The sequence below is a fragment of the Corynebacterium sp. HMSC073H12 genome (assembly GCF_001837775.1).
Lineage (GTDB): Bacteria > Actinomycetota > Actinomycetes > Mycobacteriales > Mycobacteriaceae > Corynebacterium > Corynebacterium amycolatum.
The window spans coordinates 302,752-316,724 of record NZ_KV834035.1; the positions used below are offsets into that span (position 1 = coordinate 302,752).

Genomic DNA, 13,973 nt, shown 5'->3' on the forward strand with positions numbered 1-13,973 from the left:
AACACAATGACCAGCCACGGGCATACATCGTGGCTGGTCATTGGGCTTTATCTGTGACGACGTCTTTTATGACGACGGCGCAGTTGGAGTGTTAAGCGTCTAGCAGCCAGTCGTTCGGGCTGAACAGCTCGAAGTGGACGTTGCTGCGATCGACCCCGCGATCCGCAAGTTGCTTGCGTACTGCCTGTAGGAAGCCGTTTCCTCCGCAGAGGTAGTATTGCGCCCCCTCCGGCAGGTCAACATCGGTCAAATCCATCAAATCCGGCTCGTACCACACCTGCTGGCGGGCATTGGCTAGCGCGGCGACAGCATTGTCACGCTCTGCGCGCAGGGCATCTGCGGCTTCTGCGCGGTCCGCGTGGAGGACGACGACATCACGCTTGGAGTCGGCTGCCACCAGGGCATCCAGCATGCCAATCATGGGCGTGGCGCCAATGCCTGCAGAAATAAGGACTACCGGGTCATCGGACTTTGTATCCAGCACCAGGTCACCTGCAGGCAGGGAGATCTCAATGGCATCGCCCGGCTGCACCTTTTCCCACAGCTGTGTGGAAACTTCGCCAGCCGGCAGGTCCTCGGAGGCATCGACACGACGAACCGCGAAGGTCAGAACACCTTCCTTGCCGCCGACCAGAGAGTATTGACGTAGCTGGCGGGCGCCGTCCGGCATGGTCTGACGCACAGAGATGTACTGTCCCGGGAGGTAGGAAACGGGGGTTTCGTCGTCAAGCTTGACGGAGAACACTGCGACATCATCACCGCGCTCTTCACGAGAGACGACATGAGCGGCGCGGAAGACATCACCTGCTTCGACACCGAGGTCGTCATAGAGCCCCTTCTCGAAGTTGATGAGAACACGCTGCATCTCCAGGTAGACAGCATCCCACGCGTCGCGGACAGCCCCCTGAAAGACCTCTGGGGTGAGGATTTCCTCGATGGCATCGAAGAGGTGCTTGTGTACGATTGGGTACTGCTCCGGCTTGATGCCAACGGAGATGTGCTTGTGGCCGATGCGGGAAAGCAGTTCTTCCGGGGCGGGAGCATCTGGGTCGACCAGGGTAGCTGCGAAGGTAGCGACGGATGCTGCCAGCGCCTTCTGCTGAGCACCCTGCTTCTGGTTGCCGCGGTTGAAGGTATCGGCAATGAGCTCGGGGTGAGCAGCGAACATCCGGTTATAGAAATTCGGCGTGATTTTCTCGATGTTGGCACCGACGACGGGCAGGGTTTGGGTGATGACTTCAGCCTGCTCTGGGGTCAGGCCGTTCTTGTTGACATTCAGGTTTGGCATGACTTCACAATAACATTATATTGCGCATTCCGTTTGCGCATTATTGCCCAATGGTGTCCCCAACTACTCTATGCGGTTGAGTTTTACCCGCCTTGAACTGCACAAATGGCAATGTCGAAAACTTCACCAGAAAACTTCGACAGCGCCGCTCTCAGCCTTTTCGAATCGAAATTAGGCCTTCAGCTCTGCACCTAAACCGGACGAATACTGAGCCGAGAACCCTCGTGCGAGCCGCTTCCCTCAGGACTATCACCAGCCGCACCATTAGCCGATTTGGGCGGAATGAGATCAGCAATCAACACCGAATCCAGTGCGGCGAAGAACGCCTCCTGCGCAGTCGCTAACTTGCCACGCAACAGACACGTCGGCAGCAATGGGCAGTCAGTGCCGACACAATCGACGACCTCGTTGTTTTCCAGAGTGCGCAGCAGCTTGCCGACAGATTTTTCCGTAGCCGAATCCCGCAGATAAATGCCACCATTGCGTCCCTTGACCGCCTCCAAGAAGCCGAGCTCCACAAGTCGCGAGACAACCTTGGAAACATGCGCGCGGGACGCATTGAGAGACTCCGCCACCTCGGCAGCGGTGTATTTGCGCCCCGGCTCCCCCATCGCCATCAAAGTGATGACACGCAGGCTCAAATCAGAGAAAAGCGTTAATTGCATTGCGTGTCACCCTTCATCGTTGTACTGCACAAACCACCCCCTTGCCAGCCGCTTCGGGCAACAAGGGGGTGGTTCTATGTTCTAGCTTTTAGCAAGGCCAGCTAGCAAGATCTTAGTCCTGCAGGCTCTTCTCGATACGAGCCTTCAGAGCCTCGAACTCGTCCCAGACTTCCTGCGGAACGCGGTCGCCGAGGAACTTCAGCCACTCCTCGTTGTCCGGCAGGTCACCCTGCCACTTAGCAGCCGGTGCCTTCAGGGCTTCCTTGACATCGTCGAAGTCGATGTCAAGGCCAGTCAGATCCAGATCCTCTGCCTTAGCGGTGTGACCAACAACGGTCTCCTTGGCACCAACACGGCCCTCAATGCGGTCGATGATCCACTTGAGAACGCGAGAGTTGTCACCGAAGCCCGGCCACAGGAAGCGACCGTCTTCGCCGCGGCGGAACCAGTTGACCAGGAAGACCTCTGGCATCTTGTCGCCGCCCTTGACACCCATGTCAATCCAGTGCTGCAGGTAGTCACCGACGTTGTAGCCAATGAACGGCAGCATTGCCATCGGGTCATGGCGCAGGGAACCGACCTTAGCCTCAGCGGAAGCAGCAGTCTGGCCGGAAGCCAGGGTTGCACCGATGAAGGTTGCGTGGTTCCAGGACAGAGCCTGGGTCACCAGTGGCACAGTGTCCGGGCGACGGCCACCGAACAGGATGGCGTCAATCGGCACACCCTGCGGGTCGTCGTACTCCGGTGCAGCAACCGGGCACTGCGCAATCGGAGTGCAGTAACGGGAGTTCGGGTGCGAGGACAGCTCGTCGGAATCCGGAGTCCAATCATTGCCCTTCCAGTCAATGAGGTGCTCCGGCTTGCCCTCCATGCCTTCCCACCAGACGTCGCCATCGTCGGTCAGTGCGACGTTGGTGAACAGGGTGTTACCGGCGTCCATGGTCTTCATGGCGTTCGGGTTGGAGGAGTAGTTGGTGCCCGGCGCAACACCGAAGAAGCCGTTCTCCGGGTTGACAGCGTACAGGCGGCCGTCCTCACCGAACTTCAGCCATGCAATGTCATCGCCGACGACCTCGGCCTTCCAGCCCTCGATGGTCGGAGTGAGCATAGCCAGGTTGGTCTTACCACATGCAGACGGGAATGCAGCGGCGATGTGGTAGGCCTTGCCCTCTGGATTGGTGAGCTTCAGGATGAGCATGTGCTCAGCCATCCAGCCCTCTTCCTTGGCCATGACCGAAGCGATACGCAGTGCGTAGCACTTCTTGGCCAGGATGGCGTTTCCGCCGTAGCCGGAACCGTAGGACCAAATCTCCTTGGTCTCCGGGAACTGGGTGATGTACTTCTCATCGTTGCACGGCCACGCAACGTCCTCCTGGCCCTCCTCCAGCGGAGCACCAACGGAGTGCAGAGCGTGGACGAAGTCTCCGTCCGGACCAATCTTGTCCAGGGCATCCTGACCCATGCGGGTCATGATTCGCATGGAGAGAACCACGTACTCCGAGTCGGTCAGCTGAACACCCAGCTTCGGCTCCGGGTCAGTAATCGGACCCATGCAGAACGGAACGACGAACATGGTGCGGCCCTTCATGGAACCGCGGTAGTGCTCGGTCATTTCCTTCTTCAGCTCGACCGGATCCGCCCAGTTGTTGGTCGGACCAGCGTCCTCTTCCTTTTCAGAAGCGATGAACGTGCGGGACTCCACACGAGCAACGTCCTTCGGGTTAGAGCGGGCAAGGAAAGAGTTCGGGCGCTTTTCCTCATTCAGCTTGATAAGAGTTCCCTTATCAACCAGGTCCTGGGTAAGGCGGTTCCACTCTTCTTCCGAGCCATCAGCAAAGACAACCTTGTCTGGCTGGGTCAGATCTGCGACCTCAGCAATCCAGCGCAGCAGTTCGGCGTTCTCGGTCGGGGCCTGGCCCTCGAGACCAGGAATAGAAGGTGCGGACATCAGTTCTCCTGACTCATTGATTCGCGTCTTAATTTAAGGCTACCGGGGGATACCGAAAGTTGCCGGGCCCCACATCGACAATCGACTTGTTCCCCCATTTACGAGCCGTTACATCACAGCTTCACAACAAAAATTTTTCCTCGCCCCATTCTCGCGACCTGTTAATTTACAGCCATAACCAGTGAATAAGGCCAGCCTCACCACATAAATTCACAACCGTTAACCTCTCGACGGCTATTACCCCCATTTGTAAGCAACCGAGACACGGGTACCCCCGTGCGCAGCGGTTCCAAAGTCATTAGTCCCAGCTACCCCGAGCGGATTGCTCCCACGAGTACGCATCCCACTTTCCCACTGCTGACGCCGTTTCCGCTGCCGTTCCGCCCATCGCGTCAGCGGCCCTCACATCATCACTGCTCCAAGACTCCCAAGTGCCGTCAAAACGGACCGTCGTAACGTGATCCACCGTGCCGTCACCGTCCAGATCTGAATAGATTGACAACCCGGAATCGTCGGCAAGCGTAATTGACCCCTCGTCGTCGCCGAGGTCGTAGAGCTGCCCATCGACCTCCACAACCAGCCCGGCGCCACCAACGTCCGCCGACTGCCCATCAATCGGTGTCGCCGCCTCCAAACCACACGGCGTAGCGGGCGAACGCGCCTCCACCCCGCCATCGGACACGGGTTGATCGGAAAAGTACTGCAGTAAAGAAAACTCATCCATCGTGATATCCCCCTATTTCTCTTCGCTGTCACGGCTATCGTGCAGGCGTTCCGGTGTACTCCGCCAGCTGCTCTATTCGCCATCCCGGACCCCGCGCACCAAGGGCCTCGCGCACCGTCATCTCCATGGACTGTGTCCATCTTCGCCGCAGGTGGGCAAGGTAATTTGCCTGCCACTGCGCGGTGCGTTGGCGTGCGTTACGACGAATCGTTGCGCCCACCGCCACCACCGCAACACCGAGGCCTATTGCAAGTGCGACCAGCTGCGCGGCAAGCGTCGGCACCCCAATCCACATCAGCAATCCGTGGACAAGCCGCACTGCGCCGACCGCCACGCCAAGCGATGCCACCGCCACCAGAGCGTCCATGGCATAACTGGGGCGAGCCGGGCTTGCTGGAGCGGGCACTGAGATTTCCACACGAAGGCCCAATTCGTCGCCACACCGCTGTTGCAGCCGCGTCGCTGCAACCTCGGCGCGACCCTGAAGTTCCGCCTGATCACCTGCGGGGCCGTCAGCCACTTCCTGGAGTGCATCCCGCACTGCACTCTCAGCTGCCAACTGCATCTTCCGCTGCAATCGCGCCGCCGCCCCGGCTCCGCGCGATCGCTCCTGTGCCAGCTGAGCTCGCACATTTCGAGCCCTGCGCGCACTCAGTGTTTCCCCCGAGTTTCTGGGCGGGCCTTCTGCCAGCAGAACCAGGGTTCTGGCCATCCTCTCGTCCAGCGCTCCCATCGGGATTGTGCTGTCGATTTCCTGACGCCAGGCCTCGGCATACTCACCATTGCCAATCAGGCCAACTGCAACGCGACCGGTGGCTTGGCTAATTGCTGCAACCGTGCTGACGCACTCCCGCGTGGGCTGCACCTCGCTGTCTGCAACATAGAGCACGACGGCGCTGCGTTTATCCACAAACTCCAGGCGACGTGGCGGCGTCGCAGTATCAACAATCTGCGAGAATTCCGCGCGGTCCGCTGCGGCCCCAGCTTTGGTGACCAGTAGCGGTGGCTGCTCCGAGACCTGTGGTTCTGGTTGCACCCCAAGCACAGGCCCAGGTGCGGCTTCGGAAGCAGGCGCAGGCAAGCTCACCTGCTCCGGCCCCTCGGCCGAGACCGGGCGTGGCTCAACTACGTCCGGTGCTGCCATAACAGCTCCTCCAGGCTGTCTCTAGCCGCGGGAAAGGCTGCCGCGATCTCAGTCAACTGCACTGCGAGTAGCCCGTCATCATTGCGTGATCCGCCTTTCGCACCGCGGCGTTCAGCAATCTTCCGCAACGCGGAGCTGAACAAAAAGGTGTGTTCAGCTGTCTCGTTTGTGGCGATGTCGCAATACTCGTCGGCAAGCGAATGGCGAATCGGTTGTTGCTCAATGACCAGCGCGACAGGGACGGACAGCTTGTCGGCCAGCTCCGCGTGACATTGCGAAAACGCCTCGCGCACAGCGGTTTCGCGCACGCCCCTGCGCAATCGCGCGCAGATTATCGGTGGCCGTTTCTCACGCTCAAGCGCCTTGGCGACGCACACCTCCGCACCGCTCGTGTGTGCGGTGTCCGAGTGCGCTGCCTGCCGTGCTGACAGCCAGTCCACCACAGCGGCGCGCAACGACGACGATGTAGATCCTGTTGACGGCTGTGTTGTTTCCGTGACGTCAGTTGCGGAAATAAGGTCCATTCGGCCTAGTCCCCTCCCATAAATCCCCTGCGTGGTTTAGTTAAAAACCTGCGTAACCCCCATACGGCCCGTGGGCCAGAATCCGCGCCCTGAAACACTGCGCTAGGCAGACCCCAAGCACCGCTTCAACCAACGAATAAGCGCGGCTTCGCGTTCAGCCTACAGCGGACCGCGGATTCGGCAAGTCGACAAAACAACTTGCCCCGCCGTGCCGCCAGTTCGGGACGACGCTGCATCACCCACTGCCGAGAAACCGCCAGGACAACAACAAAAATCCTAGGGGCAATGATTGGATAGTTGACCGTTGTCGTGGACAATAGGGAGCGTGACTACTTCTGATTTTTCTGAAAATATCGAACAGCCTGCGGTTTCGCGGGAATCTGAACCATTGCCAACACAGGGCGACAAGCAGACGGAACAATCGCATGAGCGCCAGCCGAAGAAGGGCGAATTGCCTGCAGGTCGTCCGGAAAAGACCCAATTCGACGACGGTCTTGACTACCCGCGCATCGGCAATCTGTCCTTCCGCCGCGGCACTTTGACCCCCAACCAGGAAAAAATCTGGGAAGACAACTGGGACACTTACGGCAAGGTCCTCTCCGACGAAGTCATTGACGTGGAGGAATGGTTCGGCCGCAAGGGCCCGACCATCGTCGAGATTGGCTGCGGCACCGGCACATCCACCGTGGCTATGGCTCCGCAAGAACCGGACCACAACATCATCGCAGTTGAGCTTTACCGCCCTGGCCTGGCGAAACTACTCTCTGCCACCGTGCGCAATGAGGTGTCGAACATCCGCATGGTCCGCGGCGACGGCGTCGAGGTTTTGCAGCGCATGATCGAGCCGGAGTCGCTGGCCGGCGTGCGCCTGTTCTTCCCGGACCCGTGGCCGAAGGCACGCCACCACAAGCGCCGCATTGTGCAGTCCGGCACGTTGCGCCTGATCTCTTCGCGTCTGAAACCCGGCGGCATTTTCCACGCCGCCACCGACCACGCGGACTACGCGGAATGGATTGAGGAACTCCGCGAGGTCGAGCCGACGCTCGAGCCCATCGCCTGGCCGTGGCCGGAATCCCCCATGCTTCTCGACCGACCGACGACCAAGTTCGAAGCCCGCGGCCTGAACCTCGACCACGACATCCACGAGTTCATCTGGCGCAAGAAAGAGGCATAAGAACATGAGCACTACCCAGAACACCTCTGCCAGCTACAACACCACCGAGACGCACCCCACCGCACTGCTCGTGTGGGACGCCCCGAACTTGGACATGGGGCTCGGCGCTATCCTTGGATCCCGCCCGACCGCCGCACACCGCCCGCGCTTCGACGCCGTGGGCAAATGGCTTATCGACGAAGCCGAGCGCGTATCCAACAAAATCGGTTCCGATGTCCTCCCCGAGGCCACGGTGTTCACCAACGTCAACCCGGGCTCTGCGGAAATTGTCCGCCCCTGGGTCGAGGCGCTGCGCAATGTCGGTTTCGCGGTCTTCGCAAAGCCGAAGATCGAAGAGGACACCGACGTTGACCCCGACATGATTGCGCACATCCAACGGCGTTACGACGAGGGCGTGTTGCGCAGTGTCGTCGTTGCGTCCGCCGATGGCCAGAATTTCCAGGAACTGCTGGAAAAGCTCGCATCCGAGGGGATTCGGGTAACCGTCATCGGTTTTCACGAGCACGCTTCCTGGGCGCTGGCCTCCGATGCGATTCGTTTCGTTGACCTGGAGGAAATCAAGGGCGTCTTCCGCGAACCGCTACCGCGTATCGACCTCGACCGCTTGCCAGATGGCGGTGCGTGGCTGCAGCCGTTCCGTCCGCTCACGTCGTTGCTCAAGGAGCGCGACGGCAAGAACGACAACTAGGGAGACCACCGCGGCGACGAACAGGAAGACGAACAGGCTTCTTATTTATGTCACGACTTAAAAATGTCCTCAAAACCGACAATTCGAGCTGGCTACGATCGATAATCCTCGTAGCCCTCGTGATTGCCGGTATCGTCCTGACGGTAAGAAACTGGGACAGTGTCGTCCAAGGGCTGCAAATCCTTGCGGATGTTGACGCTAAATGGCTGCTCATCTCCATTTTTTCCGTGGCTTTTTCGCTCTACGCGATGGCGGAAGTGATGCGTCTGCTGTTGCGAGCTGGAGGCGTAAAAGCAGCCACTCGCCGTAGCACCAATGCGTTAACCCTCGCATCCAACGCGTGGGCGGTCACCGTTCCCGGTGGTGCTGCATTTTCCACGGCGCTGCAGATTAAGCGCATGATGCAGTGGGGCGCATCCGCGGTCCTTGTCAGCTGGTTCGTGCTTTTTTCGGGTGCGTTGTCGTTTTTAGGTCTGGCATTTCTGGGGCTTGGCAGCCTCTTCTTCGTAGGACAGGGCGGCACGACCGCAGTGCTCATCGCTATGGCAATTGTGGTGTTACTAGCCACCATTTTGCTGTGGCGGATTTCGCAGAACCCAGCTTTCCTCAACAAGGCGGGTGCATGGTGTCTACGTGTCTTTAACAAAATTCGAAAGAAGCCCGCGGACACCGATGTCGACCGACTTGAAGAGTCCATCAAACAGCTGACCAGCGTGAAGTTGCCCGTGCAAACTTTAGCTCTTTCCTTCACCTGGTCCTTTACCAACTGGGTCGCGGAAATTGTCTGTCTCTACGCTGCCATTCGGGCCGTTGGTGTCGATGACATCTCCGCTACGAAGGTGCTGCTGGCCTTCGTAACCGGCAAGCTCGCGGGTTTCATCCAGGCCACACCGGGCGGCATCGGCACTGTCGAGGCCGCTTTGACTGCGGCTCTCATCGCAGGCGGCACCACCGGCGCCGAGGCTTTTGCAGCGGTGCTGGTCTACCGCATCGTTTCCTTCGTCCTGGTGGCAATTGTGGGCTGGATTATCTACGCCCTCGGCTTCGACCACAAGGATCAGCCCGAGCATCAGCCAGTCGCTGACCGCTAATGGCTTCCTCGCCGCTGGTCGCTGGTCACCCACCGATCTGAGGGGTCGCTAGACTAAGAAGCATGAACACACGCGTATCGACGTTCTTGATTGACATCCTCGCCATCTTTATTTTCGCCGTGTTAGCGCGCCTGGCTCACAACACTCCCGAGGATCCTTTTACCTTCATCAATATCCTCGATACCTGGTGGCCGTTCGCATTCGGTGTCCTCCTGGGCACCGCGCTGATTAAAAATGAGCCGAACCCGCGTGCAGTGAGTTCAGGCGCAATTGTGTGGCTCGGTACTGTCGTCGTCGGCCTAGCTGTGTGGGCCACCCGCAATTCGGCAGTCCCGCACTGGTCCTTCATTCTGGTCGCCTCAGTCATGAGCGCCTTGCTGCTGTTGGGTTGGCGAGCAGCGTCGAATGCGGTTGCTCGTAAGTCTCTGGACTAAGCCTTCGGACCCGTTCCTAACCCTTCGGTTTAGTTCACTGACTAAATCTGGTTTTTAATTTTTGCGCTACGCCTCGATAATTGAAGAATGGACAAATCTTCTGACGAGGCTCTCGGCAATCAACCAACTGCTGAGACCCAACGAAATCATAACCCCGCAGGGTCCAGCGAAGAACGCACGTTCATGGGCCAACCGTGGGGTCTCGCCAACCTCTTCGGCATCGAAATGTGGGAGCGCTTCAGCTTCTACGGCATGCAGGCCATCCTGGCTTTCTACATGTACTACGAGACCACTCAGGGCGGTCTCGGCCTGGACAAGGGTGCTGCTACCTCCATCGTCGGTGCTTACGGCGGTCTTGTCTACATGGCCGCACTCGTTGCTTCTCTGGTTGCCGACCGTATCCTTGGCTCGGAGCGGACACTGTTCTACTCCGCCGTCCTGGTCATGATTGGCCACATCTCCTTGGCATTCATCCCCGGCGTGACTGGCCTGGCTATTGGCCTTGTCTCCATCGCAATCGGCTCCGGCGGTGTGAAAACCAACGCACAGGTCGTGCTGGGTCAGCTCTACGCCAAGGACGACCCGCGTCGTGATGCCGGCTTCTCCATCTTCTACATGGGCGTCAATATCGGCGCCCTGTTCGGCCCACTGCTCACCGGCTGGATTTGGGGCATGAAGGGCTTCCACTGGGGCTTCGGCCTTGCCGCTATCGGTATGGCTGCCGGCCTGATTCAGTACATCCTGATGCGCAAGTCCACCATCGCCGAGGCTGGCCATGAGATTCCGAACCCGCTGCCGAAGAAACAGTACCCGGTATGGATTGGTATCGCAGTGGTCATCACTGTTGTCTCGGTTACGCTGGTTTCCACCGGAATTGTTCCGGTCACTACTCTTTCCACTGTGGTCACAGTGATTGCACTGATTGCCGCTGTGGTGCTGTGGTGGCAGATGTACTCCTCGCCACTTACGACGGCTCCGGAGAAGACTCGCCTGATTGGCTTTATTCCGATGTTCATCTCAGGCGTGCTGTTCTTCGGTATCTTCCAGCAGCAGTTCACGGTGCTGGCCATCTACTCGGATATCCGTCTCGACCGTGAAATCTTTGGTTGGGAAATGTCTCCGGCCTGGGTTAACTCGATCAACCCAATCTTCATCATCGCCTTCTCGATGGTCTTTGCAGCCGCCTGGTCCAAGCTTGGTGACCGTCAGTGGTCCACCCCAGTCAAGTTCGGCGTCGCCAACATCATCATCGGTATCTCGCTGTTCTTCTTTATTCCGTTCTCCGGTGGCGGTGAGAACTCCACTCCGCTATATGCGATTATCTGGATTCTCTTCCTGTTCACCATGGGTGAGCTCATGCTGAGCCCGGTCGGCAACGCCCTTGCTACCAAGGTCGCTCCGGCAGCATTCCCGTCGCGCATGATGGCCGTCTGGCTGATGGCAATCGCTATGGGTACTTCGCTGGCAGGCACCCTGGCCGGCTTCTACAACTACGAAGATGCCGCTGCTGAGAACACCTTCTTCATCACCCTGGGCATCGCCTCTGTTGTCCTGGGCCTGATTCTGCTCGCACTGCGCAAGTGGATTGTCAAGGAGTTCGTCGACGTCCGATAGGGCTGTGGTCCAGTGGGGCCGTGAGCCAGTGAGCCAGTGGACCATAAGTCTGTAGGGCTGGTGCTGTAGGAGTCTGTAGGGCTGGCCCTCGCTCTGGCACAGCCCACGCCCACGCGCACGCCCTCCCCCCCCTCCTCCCCACTTCACGACACCTATGTCACCTCATGCCACCTCCACAGCTGGCACAAGGTGCCACGGGTGTCGTGAAGTGTCTTAAGCGGTCCCTGAACATGCTTCGCCGCAAACTTGCCACCAGCACAACCGCCATCCACAGATTTTCCCCACCTCCCCACCGGCTAAAATTGAGGCCATGTTTGCCATCATTACCGTCACCGGCGAGGATCACACCGGCATCATCGCCGCCGTCACCACTGCTCTGGCGGAGCAGGACGTCAACATTGTCGATGTTTCCCAGACACTCATGGATAAATGGTTCACCATGATCCTGCGGGTGGAGTTCAACGAGAAGGCCACCCCCATTAGCACGCTGCAGGGTTACATGGATTCCGTCGGCAAGCGGGAGGGGCTTGTCATTCGAATCCAGTCTGAGGCGCTGTTCAACGCCGTCAACGAGATTTAAAGGGCGCGACCAGGATGGATTTCAACTTCGCGCAATCTAAGTTCCTCGACACCATTGACATGATTGAGAAGTACCGTCTGGATATCCGGACGGTCACTATGGGAATTTCCCTGCTCGAGTGCTCTCGCTCTGAAATGGAAGCCACCGCACAGGCGGTGTATGACCGCGTAACCAGGCAGGCCGCTCGCCTCGTGGAGGTCTGCGAGGGTATCGAGGCGGAGCTGGGCATTCCGATTGTCAATAAGCGCATCTCCGTCACACCGGTTTCCCTCATCACGGCCGGTTGCGAAGGCGATCCCACGGTGGTTGCCAAGGCGCTCGACCGCGCCGCCCGCGATTCTGGCGTGAACTTCCTCGGCGGCTACTCGGCGCTCGTCGAAAAGGGTGCGACGACCAGCGAGAAGCGGCTCATCGACTCCATCCCCCACGCTCTGAGCGAGACCGAATTGGTGTGCAGCTCGGTCAACGTAGCGTCGTCACGCGCGGGCATCAACATGGATGCAGTGCGTCGCATGGGCGAGGTGGTGAAGGAAGCCGCGGCGCAAACCGCTGACCGCAGCTCGATTGCCTGCGCCAAGCTGGTGGTTTTCGCCAATGCGGTGGGCGACAATCCGTTCATGGCCGGCGCGTTCCACGGCGTCGGGGAGCCCGATTGTGTCGTGTCCGTCGGCGTTTCGGGTCCGGGTGTGGTCGATCGCGCGCTCGGCGATCTGCAGGGCGCCAGCTTCAACGAAGTCGCCGAGGAGATCAAGAAGGCGGCGTTCAAGATCACACGTACGGGTCAGCTGGTCGGCACGATGGCGTCGGAGCGCCTGGGCGTGCCTTTTGGCATCGTGGATCTCTCGCTCGCGCCGACCGCTGAGATGGGTGACTCCGTCGCTCACATCCTCGAACACATGGGGTTGGAGCAGGTCGGCACGCACGGCACCACTGCCGCGCTCGCGTTGCTTAACGACGCCGTGAAGAAAGGCGGCCTCATGGCTTGTTCACGCGTCGGTGGACTGTCCGGGTCGTTCATTCCGGTCTCTGAGGACAAGGGCATGATTGATGCTGTTCGCGCGGGGTCGATCAGCATGGACAAGCTGGAGGCGATGACCTCTATTTGTTCGGTGGGCTTCGACATGATTGCAATTCCTGGTGACACGCCTGCGACCACGATTTCCGGCATGATTGCCGACGAGGCCGCCATCGGTGTGATGAACCACAAAACCACCGCCGCCCGCCTCATTCCGGTGCCGGGTACCAAGCCGGGCGATGAGGTGAACTTCGGTGGTCTGCTCGGATATGCGCCGGTCATTGATGTCAATGCCAAGGGCAATGCCGAGTTCATTGCCCGCGGCGGCTACATCCCCGCCCCGGTGCACGGGTTCAGGAACTAGCGGCTTCGGACGAGGCTCCTACGATTGCAGGCGGCGCCCATTAGCGTCATAGGCGTAGGAGCCGCTACCGACGAGAATCAAAATGAACTCGATAAATGCCCAAATGCTGACGCCGATGATTAGGAAGAATCCGACCAGAAGGATAGCCGTAATCCAGCCGAATACCGTCAGTGCTAGCTGAATAGCACCACGCGAGTTGTGCCCCAGGTAGAAGTTGTGAACACCGAGGGTCCCCAGGAAGAAGGCAAGCAGAGCCGCTGCAATCTTGGACTTATCCGAGACAGGGGAACCTGCGCCCCCGTAGCCCTGGTGCGGGTTCGGGCCACCGAAGCCAGTGGAATACGCGGGCGCCTGCTGGTTTGGGTAACCACTCTGATACGGGTTCGAGTACCCGTTGTGGAAATTGTGCTGGCTCGGGTCCTGATAGCCCTGCCCCATGTTCGGCTGCTGCTGTGGGTACGGATCCGAGTACGGCATACCGGAGCTGTAAGCACCCGAGCTGTCAGCGAACTTTCCCCGGGACCTCGGCATACCGTCTTCGTCGAAATCTCCATATGGGTTTATCGGATTCGTCATTGCACCCTACCTTTTCGACTAGATTATCCGGTCATGAACAGCAGTTCCTTGGGCGATAATAACCGGTTCTGTCAGACTGCTTCCTGCGATTTTTGTCAATTTCTTTCGAAACTTTAGCGAACCTGTTGTTTTGAAACGTTAAAC

14 protein-coding genes are annotated in these 13,973 nt (G+C 59.0%); 7 read left to right on the forward strand and 7 right to left on the reverse strand.

The window, feature by feature from the left end:
- Positions 1–91: 91 nt before the first annotated feature.
- From HMPREF2708_RS06375 to HMPREF2708_RS06400, 6 genes are all read right to left on the reverse strand, one after another.
- Positions 92–1,288: a globin domain-containing protein gene (locus HMPREF2708_RS06375; protein WP_070833536.1), complete on the reverse strand. Its 1,197-nt coding sequence runs from the start codon at positions 1,286–1,288 to the stop codon at positions 92–94.
- A gap of 191 nt (positions 1,289–1,479) precedes the next feature.
- A complete protein-coding gene (locus tag HMPREF2708_RS06380) occupies positions 1,480–1,953 on the reverse strand; it encodes an RrF2 family transcriptional regulator (protein WP_070833537.1) in 474 nt (157 codons plus the stop codon).
- Between the two features lie 112 nt (positions 1,954–2,065).
- The gene (locus tag HMPREF2708_RS06385; protein ID WP_070833538.1) at positions 2,066–3,901 is read right to left on the reverse strand and encodes a phosphoenolpyruvate carboxykinase (GTP); all 1,836 of its coding nucleotides are present in this window, start codon (positions 3,899–3,901) and stop codon (positions 2,066–2,068) included.
- 298 nt (positions 3,902–4,199) lie between these two features.
- Positions 4,200–4,625: a DUF6802 family protein gene (locus tag HMPREF2708_RS06390; RefSeq protein WP_070833539.1), complete on the reverse strand. Its 426-nt coding sequence runs from the start codon at positions 4,623–4,625 to the stop codon at positions 4,200–4,202.
- A gap of 34 nt (positions 4,626–4,659) precedes the next feature.
- Positions 4,660–5,769, reverse strand: coding sequence for a hypothetical protein (locus HMPREF2708_RS06395; RefSeq protein ID WP_070833540.1), 1,110 nt, complete (start codon positions 5,767–5,769; stop codon positions 4,660–4,662).
- Positions 5,751–6,293, reverse strand: coding sequence for a hypothetical protein (locus tag HMPREF2708_RS06400; RefSeq protein WP_070833541.1), 543 nt, complete (start codon positions 6,291–6,293; stop codon positions 5,751–5,753). The genes HMPREF2708_RS06395 and HMPREF2708_RS06400 overlap by 19 nt, the downstream gene beginning before the upstream one ends.
- 388 nt (positions 6,294–6,681) lie before the next feature.
- Between HMPREF2708_RS06400 and trmB the strand changes: the two genes are divergently transcribed.
- The 7 genes from trmB (at position 6,682) to HMPREF2708_RS06435 (ending at position 13,253) form a co-directional block, all read left to right on the forward strand.
- On the forward strand, positions 6,682–7,467 hold the full coding sequence (trmB, locus tag HMPREF2708_RS06405; protein WP_070833605.1) for a tRNA (guanosine(46)-N7)-methyltransferase TrmB: 786 nt from the start codon (positions 6,682–6,684) through the stop codon (positions 7,465–7,467).
- Positions 7,468–7,471: 4 nt separating this feature from the next.
- Complete coding sequence (locus HMPREF2708_RS06410; RefSeq protein ID WP_070833542.1) at positions 7,472–8,155, forward strand: NYN domain-containing protein; 684 nt, start codon at positions 7,472–7,474, stop codon at positions 8,153–8,155.
- 47 nt (positions 8,156–8,202) lie between these two features.
- Positions 8,203–9,246 carry a lysylphosphatidylglycerol synthase transmembrane domain-containing protein gene (locus HMPREF2708_RS06415; RefSeq protein WP_246840354.1) on the forward strand — a complete coding sequence of 348 codons (1,044 nt, stop codon included), beginning with the start codon at positions 8,203–8,205 and terminating at the stop codon, positions 9,244–9,246.
- Between the two features lie 62 nt (positions 9,247–9,308).
- Positions 9,309–9,680, forward strand: a complete 372-nt coding sequence (locus HMPREF2708_RS06420; RefSeq protein ID WP_016421636.1) for a DUF3054 domain-containing protein — start codon at positions 9,309–9,311, stop codon at positions 9,678–9,680.
- An 87-nt stretch (positions 9,681–9,767) separates the two neighbouring features.
- Positions 9,768–11,294: a peptide MFS transporter gene (locus HMPREF2708_RS06425; RefSeq protein ID WP_070833544.1), complete on the forward strand. Its 1,527-nt coding sequence runs from the start codon at positions 9,768–9,770 to the stop codon at positions 11,292–11,294.
- Between the two features lie 310 nt (positions 11,295–11,604).
- Positions 11,605–11,874: an ACT domain-containing protein gene (locus tag HMPREF2708_RS06430; RefSeq protein ID WP_016421638.1), complete on the forward strand. Its 270-nt coding sequence runs from the start codon at positions 11,605–11,607 to the stop codon at positions 11,872–11,874.
- Between the two features lie 14 nt (positions 11,875–11,888).
- Positions 11,889–13,253, forward strand: coding sequence for a PFL family protein (locus HMPREF2708_RS06435; RefSeq protein ID WP_069359737.1), 1,365 nt, complete (start codon positions 11,889–11,891; stop codon positions 13,251–13,253).
- 18 nt (positions 13,254–13,271) lie between these two features.
- On the opposite strand, the gene HMPREF2708_RS06440 is transcribed toward HMPREF2708_RS06435, so the two are convergent.
- Entirely contained in the window at positions 13,272–13,829 is a 558-nt protein-coding gene (locus tag HMPREF2708_RS06440; RefSeq protein ID WP_070833545.1) for a TM2 domain-containing protein, read from the reverse strand.
- Between the last annotated feature and the right edge of the window lie 144 nt (positions 13,830–13,973).